This window comes from Periweissella ghanensis (assembly GCF_918814755.1).
Lineage (GTDB): Bacteria > Bacillota > Bacilli > Lactobacillales > Lactobacillaceae > Periweissella > Periweissella ghanensis.
Genome location: NZ_CAKKNT010000020.1, coordinates 1 through 23839, shown reverse-complemented (window position 1 = coordinate 23839; position 23839 = coordinate 1). Strand labels below are relative to the sequence as shown.

Sequence of the window (23839 nt, the reverse complement as noted above, 5' to 3'; positions counted from 1 at the left end):
GAATATAATGAATTTCTTTATTAATAGAGCAATGGGAATCGGTAATTCAGGAGTTGAACATGCTCAGTTTTATCGTGGGGAGTTATTTGATAAAGCAGGCATTCCATATCGTTATGTGTTTGTTGAATTGGTTCGTGAATTACACGAAGCAATGGACGCGTGGAACCTTCGTAATGACCAAGTAATCAATATGTGGGAATACTTCGTGTATGGCGATAAATATCTAGATCATGGACCATTGTATAAGCAAGCTGTTAAATCTGATATGGTGATTGATAGTACAAATACCAATCGGATGTTTACTAGTCAAACTTCATCTGGTTTAACAATCATTGAACATATGGTTAAGTTTCCAGATCCTAAAAAGCCCAATATGTTACTAGTAAGTACGGCACGCGTTGAAATCTTTAATGCACAGACTGGTAAACGTATGGTGATGTTTGAATATGATAATGAACCACACCGTGAGTTTTTGCTTAAAAGTATTCACTTGTTTGATTTTAAAGGCCAACACTTGTATTTTGAAAATGAAGTGTTATTACAAAAATTTTTCTTTGAACAATTAAATGCATATTATGAAGGTAAAAACACGTTCATCATTGACCGTGGTGAGGAATCAGAAGCTGCCTTATATAAAATGCGTGATTTAGGAATTAAAATTATTGAATTAGTCCACGCTGATCACCTTTCTGATCGCAATGATCCTAAACATCCATTATGGAATAACTATTATGAATATATGTTAATGCATATGGATAAAGTTGATCGAGTAGTTGTGGCAACCAAGTTACAAAGAGAAGATCTATTAGTTGATTTTCCAAATGATACGAATAAGATTGTTGCGATTCCAGTGGGGGGGATTCGTGATAAAAAGCCAAAAGCTAAAGTACAAAAGAAAAATAATGGCGTCTTTAAGTTTGTCAGTGTCTCACGATTAGCGGAAGAAAAACATATTGATTTATGTGTCCGCGCAATTGCTAAATTACATGAAGCAGGCCATAAAGTTAGCCTTGATATATATGGTCAAGGTGAAACTAAAAATAAACTTGAAGAAGTTATCTTGGAACTTTCAGCAGGTGATTACATTAAGTTGAAAGGTCATTCAAATCATGTTGATCAAGTTTATCCACAATACGATGCCTTTATTTCTGGGTCTTTCTCGGAAGGATTTGGTTTAACCTACATCGAAGCATTGAATGCAGCGTTACCAATTCTATCTTTCAATGCACGTTTTGGGGCACTTGAACTTATTCATGATGGTGAAAATGGTTTCTTAGCAAGTTTTGATCGCGGAAATGATGATGATTCTGTGGAACAATTAGCTAAAGCCGGCGAAAAGATGTTAGCAGCTAATTATTCAAATTTAGTGCGAAATGCACGCCGATCAGTTTCTGAATTTAAAGACAGTGTGTTAGCTAAAAAATGGGGGGATTTAATTGATGAACTATGAACTTTTAAACATTATTAATACTGGTGATAAGATTTGGGCGGCTAGTAAAGCGCGCGTGGAAAAAAATCAAGGGACGGTCGTGATGTTAGCGCCATCACCAGCCTTAGGTAAAATTGCAGAACAAGAAAATGTTAAAATAACAAGTTTAATTGACCAATTAACTGGACGTTTGGCTTATAAATCATCAAAAGAAGGTTACTTTTTTAATGATTTTCCAACGGTTGATTTAGCTGAAATTACAATGAATCGTGATGGTTCAATTTCAATCATCAATGATGGTTTGACGATTGGTGAAGTATACACATATCCAAATAGCCGACGAATTGTAAAAGAAGTTCGTTATCTGAATACTAAAGGTGAATTGGATTATATTGAGGAATATGCTAGTGATGGCTTCCTCTTTAGCAATCTTTTTTACACGCGTAATGAAGTCCAAGAAATTGATTTTTATGATGAAAATCAATTTGCAGCGGTACGTTACTTCTTCTATCAAGGTAATTTGAATTACATCCGCGTATATGATGTAAAGACGAAACAACTTGTGGCAACTTATGATAACAACCTTGAATTTTACCAAGACCAATTAGCTAAATTGGTGGGACCAAAAGATACAATTGGTATTAATTATATGGGGATTGAATTGTTAGCATTAAAGAACACAAAGTCAAAAAACACATTATATTTAAATGAAGATCCCATTGATGAATCTGGTCACATAAAAGGTAATCTGTATCAAATTTTGACTAATGAAATTGATTATGTACAACATGTGGTCTTAACCGAAGACATGGCCAACAAAATTCCAAAAGATGTGCCACATGATAAGTTAATTATCAATAACTAAGCAGTAACACTAAGATATCCAAAGGGTGGTGGATATATATATGAAATTAAATTTAGATCAAGATATTCAAAGTCGCTTCGATAAAGAACGTGAGGAGGTCTTTGATAAATCCACAGAAAAGAAAAATAAAGTACAAATAATTGTTTCAATTATCGTGGGGGTAATTATCTTATCAAGTACTTTGTATCAGTTTTATAGTTATTTTAGGGGGTAAGCTATATGAAACCTTTGTTAGGATTAAGTCGCGTAGTATTAGAGAGATGTCCAACATTGGAAGTACCTGAGACCAGCGTAATGGCAGTGGGTATTCAGCGTGAGGAAGTTGAAAAAATTCGTAAAGCTAAAGGCATTAAAGTGCAGCGTTTCGAAAGAACATTAAACTTATCGCGGTCAAGATATTATCGTTGGTTGCAATATGAAACTGATTTACCATTGGAATTTGTGTTAGGTATAAAAAAAATTATTGGGCTTACTAATTCAGAATTTTTAAGCTTGTTAGTACCCCATACTGAAGAATTTTTAGATGTTTTATTGGTTACAGCATATCCAGGTACTAATAGTAAACTTGCCAACCGAGGACGTAATCACATATTAGAAGAAGAATTAATGAAGCAAAGTAAGCTAGGCGAGCAAGATGATATCTATCGTTTGATCTTATGCTACTATGCTTTGGAATATAAAGGTCAACATAATTCAAAGAATATCGAGCAGGAACGTTTGGAAAATTACTTTGAAAAAGTTGAAACTTTTTCATTATTTGATGTGATTTTATACCTTGCGTACGTTGATTTTACCATTGATCAGAAAGATGGCTACGGCCGTAATAGTAATTTTTTGTTGGTCAAAGGGTGGATTAAACAACAACTTAAGTATGTTCATGCGACTGACTTAAAAATTGTTTTTGGTATTTGGTTGGATGTTGCAATGTTACAATTTTTTGCTGATGATTTAGCATCAGCAAAAAAGACATTACAAGAAATTCAAAGTTTTTTAAGCGAAATTGGCCATGAAACTTTTGATACTATTTTAGTAAAAAATTTGCTGGAATATATGAAAAATTTCAGTCGACCAAACGATCAAATGCAATTAATTATGGCCTCTAAAAATTTAGTTGAACAACATAAATTATTATTGTCAACTTTTGAATATGATTATTGGACACAGTTATTAGATCAAGATTCATTTGCGGTTACTAATTTAACAACTAAAAAATTAGCGACACATCTATAATTTTAGTTAAGGTTAATGCAACATACAAAGTTACTTTTAAGATACAAGTAGTTTTAAATACAAAAATAAGTCCTTTGAAGAATTTTCTTCAAAGGACTTATTTAGTATATTGCTTGATATTGCTGGCCTTCATGCACGTTGGCAATACATTTGCTGATGATTAAACTTAATTCTAATAATAAATGATAATTTAAAACAAAAAGTACTACTAGCATCGCTAATTGACGATGCTAGTAGTACTAAAGATATAGGAATACACTAAAATTTAGTGTATATGCTTTAGGCACCAAACAAAATCCCCCCGGTATATTTGGTGTGCTGAAGAACATTAGAGAGCAAATAATGTTCTTCAAGCATTTGACGGATAAGGTACAGTATCTCCCCCATGTGCCTCATAAGATAGAAATTGATATAGAATGTATGTTATGTGGCGGTACAGATAATATGTAAGTTAGATATTTGACGAAGTGGAGCGACACTTTGTGTAATATTCAACGTAATATTACCTATATCATTAATCATATAGTATCAATTTAACGTTAAAAATCATATAATTAAATAAGTTAGTAGAGAGAATAAAAAGTTATTGCAAGATTTTAAATGGTATGTCCAAATTATTATAACTAGGGGGTAAAGACCATTAATATTGGTGAACGAATTAAATTACTACGAAAAGTTAATAACCTAACCCAATTAGAATTGGCTGAAGAATTATTTATATCTTACCAATTGGTTTCAAAATGGGAACGGGGGGTGAGTGAGCCCACGGCAGATATGATGTTTACAATTATCGAGAAGTATAATTTAACCATTGATTACTTTTTTGATAGTTCCTCTGACGATCAACGAGAAAAAGAAATCGCAATTATTTTGCAAGCTTTTAAACAAAGCATGGTTGAATCACCAAGTAAAAGACCGAGCTTTGCTAAAATTGCCCAACTTGCCAATAAAAGCCAAGTCGAAATTGAAAAACATTTTTCAACGTTTGAAGATTTAATCTATGGCTTTATTAATTGTGTTGATCAGGATATTGTTTGTCGAATTGAACATAAAATAGTTAAGGGTGCAAGTATTGAAGCTATTTTTATTGATGATTTAGCGCCTATTTTATATGAGAAACATTTTGCGTTAAATTTATTGTATACGCGGCCATACATAAGTGAAGTGTGGAAAAAATTCATAACTAGTCGTTATAAACAAATCATTTTACAAAATTTTGATATGGATAAAAGTGATAGTTTAACAGTAGAATATATTGTGTCAATTTTTACTGTCATGGTATCGGTTTGGATGAGTTCAGAAAATCCAGAATCACTGGAACGTTTTCAAACCCGAATTAAGCGAATGTCACGTGATCAAATTGATCAATGGTTTCCAGCAAAGACTAAAAATTTTGATGAAGAGTAATTATCAATAATTTTTGTTAAAAAGTGTTTTCACATGGGGTGTGAGGGCACTTTTTTAGTGTCTAAGGCTAAATTTGCTATAATTTAATTAGTAGAAAACGACAATAACCACGTTTGAGTTGCAAAGCAGGGGGGCTGACAATGAAAAATCAATGGTTACAAAAAATCGATCAGTATCGACAATTAGGGATTGTGCAAACGAAAAATATTACGCCAAGCGCATGGCAAGATTTAATCGAGGCAGTGCATCATCTAAAGTCCGTTGGTTGGGATCAACCGGCCATCCGGGCTTACTGTCGTTATGCAAAGAACGCCATTGCACTAAAACAGGATGCCAATAGTCAGGGAGAGCAACAGGCAGTGGTCTATGCGATGACATTTTTAGTTGGTTCATCTGTGTATACTAAAATGTTTCAAGCTAGTAATTTACGGGCGTCCGATAAATTACAATTAATGTTTAATCAATTACAAGCTAAGTGCGATGAATTTGGTTTTTTACAATTAGCGGGCCCATTTAAAATTGATCCTAAACTAGCACCGGTGAGTTTATTTTTAACTATTTTACGGCAAACGATTCAAAAGGCTTTTCCACGTGAGACGTTAGATATGTATGCACGCAATAATAAGCCACAACAACTGGATGAGCAAAATTGCGAGTTGGCCTTTAAAGTCCATGCATTTCGCAGTTACATTGATCGCCAATGTATTGATTATATCCGCCAGAATCAAAATGGTGCCACCGATTATGACAAATTACTTGAATATGCCCATGAACGGGGTATTGGGTTAGATTATCAAACGGGGGCCAACTATCATAATCGGTATCATGAAGTATTTACTTTTCCCAAAAATATGAAAGTTCAAATATCACAACATACTAAAATGGTGGAATTTATTGTCGATTTAACGACGAGTGCCTTTGTGAGCGAATGGAATGTTTATCGGATTAATGAAGATGGGACCATTGATAGTAATCCTGGTCATTACAATGTGTTAGAACTGGAACAAGTTGCTAATACGGAATCATTTAATTATGGTAAACCACAGCATCGTTCGCATCGCTTATTGGATATTGAACATCCAAGTGATCCATTATTACGGCGTAAGGCAACTAATTATTGGCGTTATGAAAAAGATTACAATCGTGGTGGACGGTATGTTGATATTGTAAATGTCGGGGGGCATGATGATTTTTTAGCCTGGCAGGAGATTCCTGATGATAGTCGGTTAGCTGCCTATCAGGACTATGTTAAGGAGTGTCGCCAGCTTGAGTTACACCGGGTCTATGGGTTTAATCGCTTTTATTTGCATTTAAATGAAAACATCTAGTTAATCATTGATTGACGCTAGGTTAAAAAACAGCCATAATACGCTTAAAATAAACGGTTCAGGAGAAAAACATGATTAGACTAAGGCGTGCCGAGGATCGCCAACAATTAGAGTGCATTTATTTAACGAGCCGCCAGAGTAGCCCGGTATTTGCAGCAGAACATTCCGGCAAATTAGGTGATTTTGCAAATGATACTGTTGATGAGCTTGTGCTTGTTGCAACTGATGGTGAAAATCTTCAAGGCTTCATCTCAATTTACCAACCAACGCGATTTATTCACCTACTGTTTGTGGCCCCGAGTTTTCAACGACAAGGGATCGGACAGCAACTAGTAGCAGCTGCCTTGGCCACCGCAGCAGGTGATTTTGAATTAAAGTGTTTGAGCCAAAATCAAACGGCGTTAACATTTTATGAACAATTGGGGTGGCAGAAAATACATGAAAACACAGCGGACAAACCATATTGGGTGCTTCGCTATTACCAAAATAACTGATAAAGAAGAGTTGACTGATGCGTATTACAAAATTTCAAATTTGGCTAGGAGCAATTCTAATGGTTATCGGGGCGGGAGCTTTGTATTATCAAAAACAGGCTAATCAACCCCAAACATCAAATTCTAGTGTTAGTTCACAAAGTTCGACGACCAAGCATGCCAAAAAATCTACTAAAGCGGTTATTAACAAACCAAAATCACCGCGGGAGCTGCACTATAATCCACAAAAAATGCAGCAATTATTTAACGAACAACTCGCAACCTATACGGGTGGCCCAAGTTCAGTAGTCCAAGCTGATTTTTATAATTGGGCGGCGCAATATGGTCAAGGTATGGGGTTTGCGGTCACAGATTGGATTTTTAGCCCCACCAATAACACTACATCAGCATGGTACGCTAAGGCGCCAAATGGCTTAATGCAAGTCACGAATGCCGGTGCGTATCACCAATTTAAATTACATTTATTGGGTGGGGTCGTATTTTTTACATCATTACAAAAACAAATTGGCGCCGTGCCTAAGCAACAGCTTCAAACTGGCGGGACATCATATGCGGGCTATGCGCCGCAAGTTAATCTGGCCTTACCAATATATAAATACTTATTAGGGGATGATGGGGTCGTGTATGAGGTTGACAACGCAACAAGTCCATTAGTTGGGTTTGGCCAAGTTGGGCTAAATGGGCAACCAGATGGTCAAAATGCGACGCCAGTTAATGGCCAAATCTTTGTATCACCGGATAAAAATGCCCAAAAAGCGTATCAACAAATTTTAAAGCCGTATCAAGACTAATGCCTAAAGTTTTAACGATAGGCATCGAATAGAGGATGTTTGCAAAAGTTAGCTTAGTGACTTTTGCAAACATCCTTTTTTTATGATTATTTTGTGATAAGCATTGTGAAACCAGTATGATTGCTAGTTTACGGACGTTGATTAATTCGCTAAAATATAATGATAAACTACAATTGTAATCTAGATAATATTAAAATCTGGGTGGACGTGCTTTTGTCAGTAATATAAAAGTAACAAGGAAAATTGGGAGGACAAAACCATGGCCAAAAATAAATTAACTGATGAGCAGATGAAGCAGTTAATTAATGATTTAAAACGTGATAAACCTGCGAATCAAGAGGGTGAACCTGCTACAACAGCAACTGATATGGCAGAAACCATTGGTTCGTATTCACGGCTGCAAGAACAACAAGAGTTAGCAGAAGCGGCAACTAAGACTAACCAAGAAATGGTGTTAGATGATCGGCGGCAAGCAACACGTACAATTACTAAGTTAAAACAAAAACTTAGTGTCGCCGTTATCTTGAGTCTACCGGTAATTGGACTTTCTAAACCACTTGGGATGACGTTGCCATTGTCAATTAATATTCCGTACCAAGCGTGGATTGTCTTAGCACTTAGTACCATTATATATTTATATGGCGGGCTCCCATTTATTGGTGGTGCATGGCGTGAACTTAAAAGTAAAATGCCAAGTACGATGGTATTAACCACTATGGGTCTTACCTTGACATATGGCTATAGTGTCTATGCAACCGTAATGAATTACTTACACACAGGTGATTTTATCAACCCTTACTTTTGGGGCTTAGTGGTCTTAATTGATATTATGCTTTTGGGACAGATTATTGAAAAACAGGCGTTTCTCAAAATTGGTGCCACAACTGATAAGTTAGCTTCTTTATTGCCGAAAGAAGCCCAACAAATTAATGAGCTAGATGAGATTAAAGCAATTGCTGTGGCTGATTTACAAATTGGTGATCAATTAACGATTGCTAAAGGGGCAGTTATTCCCGCCGATGGTGTAATTGTTGCTGGTGAAACCACAACTAATGAAGCAATGCTAACTGGTGAAGCGACCCAAGTCATTAAGCAAATCGATGATGAGGTCCTTGGTGGTTCAATCAACGGTGAAGGCGTCATTACCATGCGAGTAACCCACGTTGGTGCCGATAGTTTTCTAGGCCGTGTGCAAGCGATGGTAATGCAGACGCAAGGTCAAAAAAATACCACGCAAATGACAGCTAACAAAATTGAACAGCGCTTATTTTATTTAACGTTATTACTAGCGGTGGTGGTGCTAATTTTTTGGACGGCGTTTATTGGGATTGATGAGGCGTTACCACTTGTTGTGACCGTCTTAATAATTGCTTGCCCCCATGCACTCAAGTTAGCGATCCCATTAGTAACTGATCGCTTAATGACCCTAACAGCCCAACGCGGTTTACTAATTCAACACATTGAACCATTAGAGCATGCAGACAAACTTAAATATGCATTAATGGATAAAACGGGAACTTTGACAGAAGGAAACTTCAAAATTCGTACGTTAAAATCAATTTCAGCCGAATATAGTGATTCTGATATTTTGGCTATTATGGCAACGCTTGAAAATGGTTCCACTCATCCCTTAGCGCAAGGAATTATCGCGCTAGCCAAGAAGAAAAAAATTGGCTTAATGAACGGTTCAGAAATTGAAAGCCAACCGGGAATTGGTGTAACTGGGGTTATCAATAATCAGCGCTTCGCATTAGTTGCGATTGATTACTTGGTAGAACATGAAATTGCATTTGATCAAAATTACTTTGATAAATTAGCTGATGCTGGTAATTCCGTTAGTTTCTTAGTGACGACTGATAAGGTAGTCGGACTGGTTGCCCAAGGGGATGTTATTAAAGCTTCGGCGATTAAATTCATTCGCGAATTGAAAAAAATGGGAATTACGCCAGTGATGTTGACGGGGGATAATCCAGTGATGGCTCAGCGCGTAGCTAAGAGTTTAACCATTAGTGATGTCAAAGCTCAGTTAAAGCCTGACGAAAAGGCTCAACTTGTCCGCGAGTATCAACAAAAAGGTCCAGTTATGATGATTGGGGATGGGGTTAATGATAGTCCCGCTCTCGCACAAGCTGATTTGGGCATTGCGATTGGGGCCGGCCCAGATATTGCCATTGCAGCGGCCGATGTCGTGATTGTTAAAACAGATCCAACTGATATTTTAAAGCTGCTAGCGTTAGTTAATACCACTAATGCTAAGATTAAGCGTAGTCTTTGGTGGGTAACGCTCTATAACGTTGTGGCTACATTATTAGCCGCCGGCATCATAGTTCCGCTGGGATTAACATTAAATCCAATGATTGGGGCCATCTTAGCAACCATCGTAACACTGATGGTAACGAGCAATGCTACCCGTGTTCGGGCCAAAGAAAATCAGTAGTTTGGCGCTGATATTTTATTAAATAATCGTTAAGCGTAGGGGTAAAAAAATGTTTTATTAAAAACCACTTGAAAAAGCGCTTTCATCCATGCGATAATAAAAGTATTGAAAATTTCAATTTTCTTAATTAAGATTTTTATTTACAGAGAAGGAAAAGTTTAGATTATGGCTAAAGACAAACTCATTGGTGTTGACCTTGGTGGTACAACTATCAAGTTCGCAATTTTAACTGCTGAAGGTGAAATTCAACAAAAATGGAGCGTGAAAACAAACGTTTTAGAAGACGGTTCTCACATCGTTCCAGATATTGTTGATTCAATCAACCACCACCTTGACCTCTACCAATTGGATAAAGAACGTATCATTGGTATCGGTATGGGGACTCCAGGAACGGTTAACCGTGAAAACGGAACTGTTTCAGGAGCGTTCAACTTGAACTGGAGTGCTGAAAATGTACAAAACGTTAAGGCGGATATCGAAGCTGGTACTGGTTTACCATTGACAATCGATAACGATGCTAACGTGGCTGGTTTAGGTGAACAATGGCGTGGTGCTGGTAACAACGCCCAAGACGTAGCCTTTATTACACTTGGAACTGGTGTTGGTGGTGGTTTGATTGCCAACGGTGATTTAATTCACGGGGTTGCTGGTGCTGGTGGTGAAGTTGGTCACATGATCGTTGAACCAAATGGTTACTTATGTACTTGTGGAAACCACGGTTGTCTTGAACAATACGCTTCAGCAACTGGAGTTGTTCACTTGGCCCACGACTTTGCTGAACAATACGCTGGTAAGTCACAACTTAAAGCATTGGTTGATAACGGTGATGAAGTTACTTCAAAAATTGTCTTTGATTTAGCTAAAGACGGTGACTTCTTGGCAAACGAAGTAGTTAACAAAGTTGCTTACTACTTAGGTTTTGCCTCAGCAAATATCTCAAACATCTTGAACCCTTCATCAGTTGTTATTGGTGGTGGTGTTTCAGCTGCAGGAGAATTCTTGCGTAACCGGATTGAAGAAAACTTTAAGCAATTTGCTTTTGCTACAGTTCGTACTTCAACTAAGGTTAAGCTTGCTGAACTTGGAAATGATGCTGGTGTTATTGGTGCCGCATCACTTGCTCGTAACTAAGATAAACCTAAAAAAACTGACTCATCCTTGGATGGTGTCAGTTTTTTATTTGCTAGAATTATGGTTTAATGTAAAAAAATTGGTATAATGGTTGTATTGATATTTTTTTGAGAGGAACTAATAGACCGATGTTATTGAACTTAGTTTTAAGTATTATCATTATTTTATTTGTTGGTTATTATGTATACTGGTACGTAGTAGGCCGACGCGCCGCTAAATATGTTGATGAAGCCCAATTCGGTGAATTAATCGCAGCAGGCCAAGTTATTGATTTGCGTGAAAACGTTGAGTACCGCAATGCACATATCATGGGTGCACGCAATATTTCTTATCAAATGTTTGCGCAAAGTTTGGCTGCTTTACGTAAAGATCGACCAGTTTTACTTTACGATACAACCACACGGCTTTCAACTCGTGCAGCAGTAAAATTACATAAAGAAGGGTATACTGAGGTATACATTCTTAAAGGTGGTTTCACAGGTTGGCATGGTAAAAAAGCATCTAAACACTAATGTTTGGAAGGGCGTTTTGTCAGTTGACAAACGTCTTTTTTTTAGCTTAAAAAGCAAATGAGGTGAGGAAAGTGGAGAAGGTTTTAATAACTGAGGATGGTTCACAAATCACTTATGATTTCTATCCACGTAAGGATACGCAAAACTTAGTCTTAATTCATGGTAATGCTGGTAATCGCCATTATTTTGATGCGCAATTAGCAATTTATCGACGCGACTTTCAAGTGCTAACTTTTGATAGTCGGGCGCATGGCCAATCTAGTAATACTGCGAAAAATCTAACTTTTGAACAAATTGCCGATGATTTAGCAGCCTTATTAACAGCGGAAAATATTACCAAAACCGCGATTATGGGCTTCAGTGATGGGGCCAATGTTGCAATCGTCTTTGCGAAAAACTATCCGCAATTTGTGACTAGCTTAGTCTTAAATGCGGGAAATTTACGGACATCCGGCTTATTGTTATGGGTCCGCATTGTTGATGAGCTTATGTATTGGACGACTAAGATTGTTAGCTTTATCGCACCTAAATTTAGACGCTACGTTCAAATTCAGAAGTTATTAATGCAAGATATTCCAGTTGCCTGGTCAGATTTACATGCGATTAAAGCACCAACGTTAGTTATTAGTGGTAATCATGACGTTGTGCGGTTATCACATACGCGCCGGATTGCCGCTGAGTTACCCAATAGTGAATTAAAAATCATTAGCGGGGGCCACCATTCGTATGGGAAAACATATCCAATTTTATTTGCCAAAAAAGTCGTAGAATTTATTAAATTTAGGGGAAGTAAATGAAGAAAATAAAAGCTTTGTTTCATAAATATTCAAAGTGGTTGGAGATAATTTTCTTAGCAACGGTGACATTAGCCGTGTTTGTAGAAATTATTTCAATTAGTAAATCGATATCGCCGGGTGCTTTAGCCCACCAGTTTGGGAATGTCGCCCTTTGGAAAATTATTGTAGTAATTGTGGTTGGATTACTGGGAGTCTCCCCAATGATTGCCTATGACTACTTACTTAACAAAACGTTACATAATAAACTGACATTTGGTTACTTATTTGAAAGTAGTTGGGTTATTAATACGATTAATAACTTAGCCGGCTTTGGTGGTTTTGTTAGTGTCGGGTTACGCACAGAGTTCTATGGTAAGAAAATCGAAAATAAACAGTTTGCAGCTACATTAACCCGGCTCTTTATGTTTATTATGTCGGGATTGTCATTTTATAGTTTAGTGGCGTTAATTATGGTGTTAACCGGGGTTGCGACTGATTATGTTGGTAATTTTTGGATCTGGTTAGTCGGTGGAACCTTGTACATTCCGTTTGTCTGGGTGACTTCAACGTTAAATAAAAATGTTATTACGACGAAATTTAAACTTCAAGTTACCGGGATTTCTATTATGGAATGGACCGGGGTTGTCGTAACTTTCTTCACCGCTGGTTGGGCCCTTGGGATGCCAGTACCATTTCATCAAGTTTTACCACTGTTAATTGCGGCGACGATTATTGGGATTTGTTCTTTGATTCCAGGTTCGATCGGTAGTTTTGATGTTATTATGATCCTTGGTTTAGGGGAACTCGGTGTTAATCGTGAACTCGCGTTAGCATGGATGCTGTTATATCGGATTGCCTATTACTTTATCCCATTTGCCATTGGGTTAATTTTATTAGTCCACAGCTTTGGAACGACTTTTAATGAACGGTACAATGGTGTGCCTGGTGAAATTCTAATGTCAGTTGGCCACCGGATTGTTAGTGCCTTACTATACTTCTCAGGGGTTATTATGATTTTGTATGCAACTGTGCCAGATGCGTTTACGTATTGGAAATGGTTACATCGCTTGAATCCGTGGTCGGCAAATATCATTTCCGAGTTTCCAAGTATTCTATTAGGATTTATGCTGTTAATTGCCGCACGGGGAATTGCTTCTAAAGTTAAGCGGGCCCTTTATCCGACCTTAGTTATTTTGTTATTTACATTAATTTACATGATTTATCATGAAGTATCATATTTATCAGTGGCTTTTGCGATTATCTTAATGCTATTAGTTTGGTTAAGTCGCAAGCGGTTGTTCCGCAAACAATTTGTCTATTCTTGGGAAGCCCGGACAATTGATGGTTTCATTTGGGCCGGCTTGGTAATGATGTATGTCGTTATTGGAGTATATAGTTTACCAGGAATTAAAAATATTCGGTTCATTCGGCCCCAACACCTTGATTTTATTTTATTCCCATCAATGAGTGTTTGGATTTCAGGGGCCCTTGCTATTGTAATTGTGATGACCTTTGTTTTTTCAATTGAACGCTTCTTTGAAGGTCATCGTATGGTGCCTGGGGAACTAATGGAAGGTAATGAAGGGCGCTTAGATCAAATTATTGCAACCTTTAATGGTAATGCAACTAGTCAATTGGCGTATTTACATGACAAGCGAATCTTCTTCTACCAAAATGCGGCTGGTGAAGATACGGTGGCAATTCAATTTCGACCAGTTAATAATAAATTGATTGTGATGGGGGATTTAATCGGTAACCCGCTTGATTTCCCGTGGGCGATTGAACAATTTATTCATGAGAGTGATGATTTAGGTTATGATCCAGTCTTTTATGAAGTATCCCAAGAGATTGCGATGCTTGCCCATGAATTTGGGTTTAACTTCATTAAAATGGGTGAAGAAGCCCACGTTGAATTACCGGAATTTACCTTAGCTGGTAAAAAACGTAAAGCCGAACGGACGATGTGTAACAAACTCGAACGGGAAGGTTTTGTGTTTAGCGTGGTGCAACCACCATTTGATGAAGAATTCATGCAACGCTTACGTAATGTTTCTAATGATTGGCTACATGGCCGCAAAGAAAAGGGCTTCTCATTAGGATTCTTTAAAGAAAGTTATCTTCAAAAGGAACCGATTGCCATTGTGCAAGATGCGGATGGTAAAATTGTTGCCTTTACGACGGTGATGGATAGTAAAAATGCCGTTGAAATTTCAATTGATTTAATGCGTTTTAATGATGCGGCACCTTCGGGCGTGATGGACTTCATGTTTATCAAGTTATTCACTTACATGCAAGAACAAGGGTATGTTGATTTTAACTTGGGGATGGCGCCACTTGCGAATGTTGGGACGTATTATCGTAGTTTTACGGAAGAACGGATTGCCAATTTGGTGTACCAATTTGGGACTAACTTCTATTCATTCCAAGGACTACGACGCTTTAAAGCTAAATATGCTGATGAATGGCGGGCACGATATACGTCATATTCAAAATCAAGTTTTATCTTGTATGTCATGATTGCACTTTTAGTGGCGGATAATTCAAGCGTTGATTCAGTAACTACGCACCGCTTTGGTATCTTTAAGTACAACCGTAATAATTAAATACGTTAAAATACACTAAACAAGCGTGGGTCATTGCACCCAACTTGTTAGTGTATTTTTTTGTTGTCTGCCAATATATTTGGCCAGGTTAATTTATTGAATTTAACTTCGGGAAGTATTGTAATTTTGATATATGATATACTAATTATTAATATCATAGCGGAGGATTAGCGATGACAAGAGTGTATTTTGTGCGACACGGTAAAACTGAATGGAATTTAGAAGGCCGGTACCAAGGAGCCAATGGGGATTCCGAACTTCTAAATGAAAGTTGGCAACAAATTAAGCAATTGGGAACATATCTTCAGGATCAAGGTATTGTTTTTGACCATATTTATGCTAGTCCGATTAAACGTGCCCGACAGACTGCTTTAGGTGTCTGGCCATATTTAGTTGGTAATCCGCAATTAACGTTAAAGAGTGGCCTCAAAGAATTTGCCCTGGGAACATGGGAAGGTCAGAAATTTGAAGATGTCAAAGCACAATATCCTGAGCTATATATTGGGTTTCGGGAAAATCCGGAACTTTGGAATGGTCCCCTAATTGGCGCGGAATCGTTTGAAGAGGTGATGCAACGCTTTACTAGTACCGTAAAAACGGCCGTGGCTGCTAATAACCCGGATGCTAATCTGTTGTTTGTTTCACATGGCGCTGCGATTACGGCTGGGGTAGGGGCGCTACTTGATGTGCCATTAGGTCAATTACGAGCACGTGGCGGTATCAGTAATACTTCATTAACCATTTTAGAAACCACGGATAATGAACATTACACGGAAATTATTCGTAATCAAACAGATTATTTAGATGCGCCCCAAAATGCAACAGATACGATTTAAAGTAGGTAGAAGGTATAATGGCAGACAAACGAAACGCATTAGCACATGAAGTTGATCAAACGATTACAGCATTGATTGCTAAAATTAACGCTGCCCCGGATGATTGGCGAAATTATAATGATTTAGGCGTGGTTTTGACCCAAATAAGTGACTATAATTCAGCCGAAGAACTGATTATGAAAGCCCTGGGATTGTTTAGTGATAACGATGCCACCGCCAAAGAAACGTTGTTGTATAGTTTGGGGAATGTTTACTATGCCGCCGGTGAATACCAAAAGGCGATGACATATTATCAACAAATTACGGCTGTCGATATTAAGGGTGATGCTTTTATGATGTTGGCGCAAAGTTTTATGCAACAACAGCAATATCAACAAGCCTTAGTATATGGTTTAACAGCGCAAGAAAATTTACCAAATGATGTTGCCGTAAAAGTTCTACTGGGTGATATTTGGTTAGCATTAGGTGAATTTACGCAAGCAGATACGATGTATACACAGGCTCTAGACTATGATGCCCAAAATGTAGTAGCCCTCTTTGGTCGCGGAATAATCGCCTTAACCATGGGTCAGCCTAGTGAAAATTTCTTTGCCCAAGTTGAAACCCTTGATAGCAAGTACTACGCGGATAATAAGCAACGGGTTGATGAAATTGCCACAGTTGTGTACAAGCAACAAAATAAATAGATGAATTACTTTAAAAGGAGTCACCATGAACGATGAATTATCATTATTTGAAGACCAAACGGAGCAACCTTACTTATTAGGTAAAGTTTCGACGATTTTTTTTACGGCTGCAGATAGTTTTTATAAGGTAGTCTTATTAAAAGTGTTGGAAAATAATTTTGATTGGACGGAACCTGAAATAGTTGCCACTGGTTCTTTTGGTGAACTACGCGAAGAAAGTACCTACCGATTTTACGGTAAAGTGGTCCAACATGCTAAATATGGCCAACAATTTCAAGTAACTAACTATCAATCAGAAGGACCAACTACCGAGAGTGGCTTAATTAGTTACTTAGCGGGGGATGCATTTACCGGCATTGGTGAAAAAACGGCCGAACGGATTGTTGATTTGTTGGGGTTAGATGCGATTAATGAAATTCTAGTCGATGCGAGCAAATTAGATGCTTTAAATCTGAAAGCGGACGTCGTTAATAACTTAGTCGAACAATTACGGTTAAACAATGGGATGGAACAAGTTGTCATTGGCTTAAATCAGTATGGCTTTGGTTCAACTTTGGCTACCGCAATTTACCAAAAATACCAGATGGATGCCTTAGCTATTATTCATGCCAATCCATATCAGTTAGCAGCTGATATTGAAGGGATTAGCTTTAAAAAGGCTGATCAGGTCGCCCAAATTATCGGCATTGCAATGGATAGTCCGCAACGAATTGAAGCAGCTATTTTGGCAACGTTAGACCAACAAAGCTTTAATAGTGGGGATGTATATAGTGATGTTAATAGTGTACTTCAAGGAACGCGTCAATTATTAACGGCTGGGTTGCGAATCGAAATCAGCGTCGAACAAGTCCAACAGGCATTATTACAGTTAGTGAAAGATCAACGAGTGGTAGCGGATGGTGAACGGATCTATTTAGCGAGTTTGTATTTGGCAGAGTGGGAAAGTGCCACGCAGTTAATACAAACAGCGCAACAAAAGAACTTAATTACGTATAGTGATGAACGCATTTTAACGACCATTAAGCAAGTCGAAAAGATGTTCAAAATAACATACGATGAATTACAAAAACAAGCCATTATTGATGGTATCAACGCCCCCGTCTTTGTTTTAACGGGGGGGCCAGGTACCGGTAAAACGACTATCGTTAATGGATTAGTGGCCACCTTTGCTTTGTTGCATGAAGTCGATTTAGATGTCAATGCCTACAAAGAAGAGAACTTTCCCATCTTACTAGCTGCTCCGACTGGTCGGGCAGCGAAGCGGATGACTGAAACAACTGGGTTACCGGCCAAAACAATTCACCGTTTATTAGGCCTAACTGGTCGCGAGCGGAATGAAGCCCCCGACGTGGAAGCATTAAAGGGATTATTACTAATTGTTGATGAAATGTCGATGGTTGATGTTTTGCTCTTTAATACACTGATGGGGGCTATCCCAGCTAAAATGCAAGTCATTTTCGTGGGGGATAAAGACCAATTACCATCAGTGGGCCCCGGACAAGTATTTGCAGATTTATTAGCCAGTCAGGCTTTCAAACAAGTTGAGTTGACTCGAATTTATCGGCAAGCCAATCAAAGTTCAATTATTCCGTTAGCCCATGCAATCAAAGACGGCGAATTACCAGCTAACTTAACAATCAATCAACCTGATCGGACGTTTATTGCGGCCCATGCCAATCAAATTCCTGGTGTGATTGAAAAAGTTGTTAAACGAGCCCAAGATAAAGGATTTGCCTTTAATGATATGCAAGTCTTGGCACCTATGTATCGTGGCTCGGCTGGGATTGATCATTTGAATCAAGTCATGCAAGATATCTTAAATCCACTGAATGCGCAGAAAAAGCGCGAAGTTGAATTTAATCAGCAAAAGTTCCGGGTAGGTGATAAAGTATTACACTTAGTAAATAGCCCGGAAAGTAATGTGTTTAATGGTGATATTGGTCAAGTCGTCGGGATTACATTAAAAGCTGACAAGGGAAATACCGAAAAAGTCGATCAATTAACGATTGCGTTTGATGCCGGTGAAATTACGTATCCACGTTCAGAGTGGAAACGCTTGACGTTAGCCTATGCAACCTCGATTCATAAAGCCCAAGGGAGTGAGTTTAAACTCGTCATTATGCCCATGGTGCAACAGTATTCGGTTATGTTGCAACGGAATTTGATTTATACGGGCATCACGCGTGCCAGTGAAATGCTGATTTTAATTGGTGAACCAGCAGCCTTTGAACGTGGTGTTAACAATTTGGGGGCTCATCGGGCAAGTACACTCCAACAACGGCTTAAACAAGTCCAAAATGGGGAAGCCAGTGTTATTACCAATCAAATTGCAATCGAACTAGTTACACCAACGCCGACTAGCGCGGGACCGACAATCGAACCGATTAGTCAGCCGGTCAGCGTAGCAGTGACTAATCAGCCCCCAGTAACATCACCAAAGGGGAGTATTAGTGAACAGTTAGCGGCTAATACTTCATTGAGTTTATTTGATGAACCAAGTAATTATCAGGAACCCATGGTTGAGGCCAACGGGCATCCATCGGCAGAATTGGCTGAACCAACGCCGATTTTTGGTACGATCTTAACTGCCAAGATGGTGGAAAATGAAGAAATTGATCCGATGATTGGGATGAATAACGTCTCACCATATGATTTTGTTGAAAAAGTTGACTAAGTTAGTTGCAAGACGCCGTTGAGCTTGCGATAATTATAATTGTTATAATGTGAAATTGAGGTAGGAAAATGTCAGAAGAAAAACAGGTTAAGCTTTTTGCGCTTAATTCTAATTTACCATTAGCCCAAAAAATTGCGGAAGAATTGAACGTTTCAATAAGTGAAGCAGAAGTAAACCACTTTGCCGATGGTGAAATTCAAATTCAAATTGGTGAATCAGTACGTGGGGCAGAAGTCTATGTAATCCAATCTGTTGCTGATCCAGTCAATACATCATTGATGGAATTAATGATTATGGTTGACGCTTTACGTCGGGCTAGTGCTGCAACAATTAATGTTGTGATGCCATACTACGGTTATGCTCGTCAAGATCGTAAGGCTCGTTCACGTGAACCAATTACGGCCAAACTAATTGCGAGCCTCCTTGAAATGAATGGGGTTGATCGGTTAATTACGATTGATTTACATGCTGATCAAGTTCAAGGATTCTTTAATATCCCAATTGATCACCTTTTAGGGGCACCATTGCTTGCTAATTACTTCTTTAGTCGTAAGTTAGTTGATGATGATGTCGTAGTTGTGTCACCATCACATTCAGGGGTTAGCCGTGCCCGAAAATTTGCTGAATTACTTAAAGCACCAATTGCGATTATTGATAATCGAGATGATGCCAATGATGAAGCTGGACCATCATCAATTATTGGGGATGTAGCAGGTAAGCGCGCAATTATCGTCGATGACATCATTGATACTGGACTTTCAATGTCTGCATCATCACAAGCCTTGGCATTTGCTGGTGCTAAAGAAGTTTATGGTGTCGCAACGCACGCGGTATTGTCAGCTGATTCAGTGGCTATCTTACGTGATGCCCCAATTAAAGAACTTATTACGACTGACACAATTAATGTGCCGGATGAAAAACAATTTAGTAAATTAACCCAGTTAACTGTGGGACCATTATTTGCCTTAGCAATTGAACGGATTCACAATAACCAACCAATTGAAGATTTACTACGTTCAAAAGATAATGAAGATGTCCAATTATAAAATATTTTCTATTTTATAGTTGACCTTAATTATAATATCTGATAAGATAACCTATGTTGTGTTTCACGTTTTTAACGTGTTGCTACAACCGCACGGATCACGTATTTAAGCATAGCGCGTGTTATGGCGAGTCTAAGAAAAACACAAAGGAGGTGCACAATATGGCTGTGTACGCAATTATTGAAACTGGCGGCAAGCAATACAAAGTAGAAAAGGGTGATGCCATCTACGTTGAAAAGCTTGACGTTGAAGCAGGTGAAAAAGTTACTTTTGACAAGGTTGTTCTTTACAAGAACCGCACTGCAAAGATTGGTGAACCATTCGTTGCTGGTGTTAAGGTTGAAGGTACTGTGGAAAAGCAAGGCAAGCAAAAGAAAGTTGTTACTTTCAAATACAAGCCTAAGAAGCACATGCACACTAAGCAAGGTCACCGTCAACCATACACTAAGGTTGTTATCGATGACATCATTGCTGACTAATTCAATTTTACTAAATCAAAATTAAACTAAATCATGGAGGTGCTCAAAATGTTATTGAACATGGAAAGCCTTACAATGTTCGCCCACCACAAGGGGGGTGGATCATCTGCCAACGGACGTGACTCTGCTGGTCGTCGTCTTGGAACTAAAGTAGCTGACGGTCAATCATTGACTGCTGGTTCAATCATCTACCGTCAACGTGGAACTCACATCTACCCAGGTGTGAACGTACGTCGTGGTAACGATGATACTTTATACGCCGTTGCTGACGGTGTTGTTAAGTTTGAACGTAAAGGCCGTGACAAGCGTCAAGTATCTGTTTACACTCGTGAACAATACAACGCAATCATTGCTAAGTAATTGAACTTTGTGAAAAAGTCGTATTTCCTTAGGGATTACGGCTTTTTTTGTTCACAAACTTTTTTATGTTTTTTGCTTTTGGGGGCAATTGGGGGCGCGAGAAAAACTTTAGGAGAATTCCAGCGCAGAAAGTGCAATATCATTTTGATTTTTCTCTTCCTCTGTGAGCATGTGAGCATATACTTCAAGTGTGATTTTGGTATTTTTGTGGCCAAGTCGTTTACTTACATATTGGATTGAAACGCCGTTGTGTAACAAAAAAGAAGCATGCGAGTGCCGCAGCGCATGAAAGTTATGATATTCAATGTCTACATCATTAAGTGTCTCACGCAGGTCACGAGCCAAGGTGCTAGGGTGTGGTTTCGCAAATATATCTTGATGACGTACCACGAAAGGTTTAATGGCATTCATGTATTGATCCGTCATGGTTAGAACACGATGCGATTGCGTATTCTTTGTATCAGTTACTTTTTGGATTGCACGAGAATAAGATTTACTAATTGAGATGGTGTTTTTCTCAAAATTAAAATCAGAGTAAGTAAGTGCTTGAATTTCACCTAAGCGAGCACCTGATTCTAAGGCAGTTAGATATAGACGGTTAAGGTCATTATCGATGTTTTCGTACAAGTAATCTGAAAAACGTTTGAATTCAGTAGCTGAAATAGCAGAAACAATACGCTTTGCTTTTTCTGCCCGGGGCTTAACTCGTGACCAAGTGTCGAACCGAACTAGTCGGTCAACTTTGGCATCGATTAATGATGCTTTGATATGGGCCCATAACATACGAGTTGAACCTAATGAATGGGTTAAGCAAAATTCATCTAAGCTCTTTTGCAACTTAACGGTTGATAGGTTAGATAGGGTAATACCATTGAAATACTTATTGATGTTCATCATAGTTGTTTGGTACATCTTAATTGATGATTCGCGTAGATCAGCTTTTTTATAATTTTCAAACCAACGTTTGAAATAATCTTCTAAACTCATAGTTGACTCAAAAATTAATTCACCGTTATTTGCTGACGCTTCAATTTCAGTTGCCCAAGCTTCTGCTTCACGCTTGAGATTAAATGTTTTGGTTACTCGCTTACGAGCACCGGATTCTGTTATCGAAACAGCTGCACGCCATTTTTTCCTCTTTTTTCAAAAGTTGCCATAATAAAAAGCCTCCTAGTATAGTAGTGATACTTAAATAAGGGGCTTACATATGCTATAATTATAAACATAAGGCCCTGTAGTAGGGGTATTAATTTCATAGACATCACACAAACTTTCGACGGGGCGTGTGGTGTTTTTTATTTGTTTATTTTCAAGACTTCAATGACCTCTGTACATACGCCCGAAGAGGGCATTTAATTAGTTTGAAGTCTTTGTTTTTCCTATAACTGTGTTACCGCCAGAAACTGTCAGTGAAACTCCTGAACCTAAGTTAGAATTAACATTACTCCAGACAAGAGTTTTTGTTTCAGTATTCAATATTGAATATACAGTCTTAACAGCAGGTTGGCCGAATTTTTTAACTAAGTCAGACACGTTCATAGTTCCATTTGTTGTAATTGCGTCATAGTCTGCTTGACTAATCTTGGCACCACTGATAATACTTTTTGCACTGGTAAGAGATTTTGAAGATAGAGAACGTTTATCGCCTTCACCACCGAATGATAATGACATCGTTGTATAATCCCCACCTAAGTTGCTCCAAGTATCCATTTCTACAGTTTGACCTTGAATGCTTGAAGATGTTGTTGAATTCGGCTTACCGAATATTGATTCAACGTCTTTGTAACTCGTACCGCCGTTACCGTTGTTTGACATATCTCCAACTTTTAAATTGTTGAATTGTTCTGATGTAATTATTTTTTTGTTTGATGATACTTTGGAATTAGATTCCTTGTTGACAGGTTTATTTTTATTACCTCCACCAATGCTACCACCAATAATTAGCACTAAAACAACAATAACAATCCAAAACCAAACACGTTTGTAAAACGGCTTCTTTTGAACATAGGTGTTCCCATTCTCATCAACAATCTTCTTTGACATTATAATTCCTCCGCAGCTTTTAGCGTGGTTCAGTTTTTGCACGTATATTAAGATAAAAATAATTATATTATATATTCTTAATATACGTAAATGTTTCTGAATAAATTATAATGAAACAATCTATCTAAATTTGGTGGTAATAACTATTTAATGTTTATTTATAATTGCATTCTCAATCGCGATTTTTAATTGAAGAATATCCTCTTTTTCGGTTTTTATGAACGAGATAGTATTTTCGTCTTTAACGGCATCAGTTACTCCACCTTTAGTGTCTTGAGAGCCAGGATAGTTTATTTGAAGATATCCAACAGTAAGACCTGGTTCTTTTAATTGATAGGCAGTTATTTCACGTAATAAAATTGATTTTTCGCCATCTAATCCTTGTAAAATGGTATTAATAGCTCCACCACGAGCAATTCGGATAAAATTAGCATCCAAGCGAACTGTCGTTTTACTAGACTTAATGTAAAATGTTTTTTCATCGCTTGATTCTGGAAATAAATTAATAACTTGTTTTGAGTCGCCAAAAAGTCCCATAAATATACCTTCTACAGCTTTTTACGTGGATCAGGATTACACGTTTATTAAATACTAAGATAAGATGTGACTGCTAAACTAAAGTGAGCCATTTTTAGTCAATAAATGTATACCAAAAATAATCAATAACATTGAGCCACCTCAATCAATTAAAATTAAGAGTATTTAATTTTAA

The 23839-nt window shown here is 37.8% G+C and carries 22 protein-coding genes and 1 other annotated feature; of the genes, 19 read left to right on the top strand and 3 right to left on the bottom strand.

From position 1 onward, the window contains the following. Positions 1 to 7 precede the first annotated feature (7 nt). The 19 genes from LQZ76_RS07070 to rpmA all read left to right on the top strand — a co-directional run bounded on the left by LQZ76_RS07070 (position 8) and on the right by rpmA (position 21084). Positions 8 to 1450: a glycosyltransferase gene (locus LQZ76_RS07070; RefSeq protein ID WP_230099049.1), complete on the top strand. Its 1443-nt coding sequence runs from the start codon at positions 8 to 10 to the stop codon at positions 1448 to 1450. Continuing rightward, entirely contained in the window at positions 1440 to 2294 is an 855-nt protein-coding gene (locus LQZ76_RS07065; RefSeq protein WP_230099048.1) for a hypothetical protein, read from the top strand. Before LQZ76_RS07070 ends, LQZ76_RS07065 begins: the two co-directional genes overlap by 11 nt. A 40-nt stretch (positions 2295 to 2334) precedes the next feature. Then, positions 2335 to 2508, top strand: a complete 174-nt coding sequence (locus LQZ76_RS07060; protein ID WP_230099047.1) for a hypothetical protein — start codon at positions 2335 to 2337, stop codon at positions 2506 to 2508. Positions 2509 to 2513: 5 nt separating this feature from the next. Continuing rightward, positions 2514 to 3524, top strand: coding sequence for a helix-turn-helix domain-containing protein (locus LQZ76_RS07055; RefSeq protein WP_230099046.1), 1011 nt, complete (start codon positions 2514 to 2516; stop codon positions 3522 to 3524). 639 nt (positions 3525 to 4163) lie between these two features. Beyond that, positions 4164 to 4931: a helix-turn-helix domain-containing protein gene (locus LQZ76_RS07050; protein ID WP_354002062.1), complete on the top strand. Its 768-nt coding sequence runs from the start codon at positions 4164 to 4166 to the stop codon at positions 4929 to 4931. 140 nt (positions 4932 to 5071) lie between these two features. Beyond that, on the top strand, positions 5072 to 6259 hold the full coding sequence (locus LQZ76_RS07045; protein ID WP_230099044.1) for a DUF3114 domain-containing protein: 1188 nt from the start codon (positions 5072 to 5074) through the stop codon (positions 6257 to 6259). A gap of 71 nt (positions 6260 to 6330) precedes the next feature. Then, on the top strand, positions 6331 to 6753 hold the full coding sequence (locus tag LQZ76_RS07040) for a GNAT family N-acetyltransferase (protein ID WP_230099043.1): 423 nt from the start codon (positions 6331 to 6333) through the stop codon (positions 6751 to 6753). Positions 6754 to 6770: 17 nt separating this feature from the next. Then, on the top strand, positions 6771 to 7544 hold the full coding sequence (locus tag LQZ76_RS07035) for a hypothetical protein (RefSeq protein ID WP_230099042.1): 774 nt from the start codon (positions 6771 to 6773) through the stop codon (positions 7542 to 7544). 259 nt (positions 7545 to 7803) lie between these two features. Further along, a complete protein-coding gene (locus LQZ76_RS07030) occupies positions 7804 to 9981 on the top strand; it encodes a heavy metal translocating P-type ATPase (RefSeq protein WP_230099041.1) in 2178 nt (725 codons plus the stop codon). A 165-nt stretch (positions 9982 to 10146) separates the two neighbouring features. Further along, complete coding sequence (locus LQZ76_RS07025) at positions 10147 to 11112, top strand: ROK family glucokinase (RefSeq protein WP_230099040.1); 966 nt, start codon at positions 10147 to 10149, stop codon at positions 11110 to 11112. A gap of 128 nt (positions 11113 to 11240) precedes the next feature. Continuing rightward, the gene (locus tag LQZ76_RS07020) at positions 11241 to 11624 is read left to right on the top strand and encodes a rhodanese-like domain-containing protein (protein ID WP_230099039.1); all 384 of its coding nucleotides are present in this window, start codon (positions 11241 to 11243) and stop codon (positions 11622 to 11624) included. Between the two features lie 71 nt (positions 11625 to 11695). Next, positions 11696 to 12421, top strand: a complete 726-nt coding sequence (locus tag LQZ76_RS07015) for an alpha/beta fold hydrolase (RefSeq protein WP_230099038.1) — start codon at positions 11696 to 11698, stop codon at positions 12419 to 12421. Then, the gene (mprF, locus tag LQZ76_RS07010; protein WP_230099037.1) at positions 12418 to 15003 is read left to right on the top strand and encodes a bifunctional lysylphosphatidylglycerol flippase/synthetase MprF; all 2586 of its coding nucleotides are present in this window, start codon (positions 12418 to 12420) and stop codon (positions 15001 to 15003) included. Before LQZ76_RS07015 ends, mprF begins: the two co-directional genes overlap by 4 nt. 173 nt (positions 15004 to 15176) lie before the next feature. Continuing rightward, positions 15177 to 15839: a histidine phosphatase family protein gene (locus LQZ76_RS07005; protein WP_230099036.1), complete on the top strand. Its 663-nt coding sequence runs from the start codon at positions 15177 to 15179 to the stop codon at positions 15837 to 15839. A gap of 17 nt (positions 15840 to 15856) precedes the next feature. After that, positions 15857 to 16525, top strand: a complete 669-nt coding sequence (locus LQZ76_RS07000) for a tetratricopeptide repeat protein (RefSeq protein ID WP_230099035.1) — start codon at positions 15857 to 15859, stop codon at positions 16523 to 16525. A gap of 25 nt (positions 16526 to 16550) precedes the next feature. Next, positions 16551 to 19199 (top strand): SF1B family DNA helicase RecD2, encoded by a 2649-nt coding sequence (recD2, locus tag LQZ76_RS06995; RefSeq protein WP_230099034.1) that lies wholly within the window; start codon positions 16551 to 16553, stop codon positions 19197 to 19199. A gap of 68 nt (positions 19200 to 19267) precedes the next feature. Continuing rightward, a complete protein-coding gene (locus tag LQZ76_RS06990; RefSeq protein WP_230099033.1) occupies positions 19268 to 20245 on the top strand; it encodes a ribose-phosphate diphosphokinase in 978 nt (325 codons plus the stop codon). Positions 20246 to 20321: 76 nt separating this feature from the next. After that, positions 20322 to 20389, top strand: a sequence feature (ribosomal protein L21 leader region). A 23-nt stretch (positions 20390 to 20412) separates the two neighbouring features. Beyond that, positions 20413 to 20724, top strand: coding sequence for a 50S ribosomal protein L21 (gene rplU / locus LQZ76_RS06985; protein WP_230099057.1), 312 nt, complete (start codon positions 20413 to 20415; stop codon positions 20722 to 20724). 48 nt (positions 20725 to 20772) lie between these two features. Next, the gene (rpmA, locus tag LQZ76_RS06980; RefSeq protein ID WP_168721538.1) at positions 20773 to 21084 is read left to right on the top strand and encodes a 50S ribosomal protein L27; all 312 of its coding nucleotides are present in this window, start codon (positions 20773 to 20775) and stop codon (positions 21082 to 21084) included. A gap of 108 nt (positions 21085 to 21192) precedes the next feature. Here the strand turns inward: rpmA and LQZ76_RS06975 are convergent, their stop codons facing one another. The 3 genes from LQZ76_RS06975 to LQZ76_RS06965 all read right to left on the bottom strand — a co-directional run bounded on the left by LQZ76_RS06975 (position 21193) and on the right by LQZ76_RS06965 (position 23664). Continuing rightward, positions 21193 to 22071 carry a site-specific integrase gene (locus LQZ76_RS06975; RefSeq protein WP_230099032.1) on the bottom strand — a complete coding sequence of 293 codons (879 nt, stop codon included), beginning with the start codon at positions 22069 to 22071 and terminating at the stop codon, positions 21193 to 21195. 369 nt (positions 22072 to 22440) lie between these two features. Next, the gene (locus LQZ76_RS06970; protein WP_230099031.1) at positions 22441 to 23127 is read right to left on the bottom strand and encodes a DUF3862 domain-containing protein; all 687 of its coding nucleotides are present in this window, start codon (positions 23125 to 23127) and stop codon (positions 22441 to 22443) included. Between the two features lie 147 nt (positions 23128 to 23274). Beyond that, on the bottom strand, positions 23275 to 23664 hold the full coding sequence (locus LQZ76_RS06965; RefSeq protein WP_230099030.1) for a DUF4429 domain-containing protein: 390 nt from the start codon (positions 23662 to 23664) through the stop codon (positions 23275 to 23277). Between the last annotated feature and the right edge of the window lie 175 nt (positions 23665 to 23839).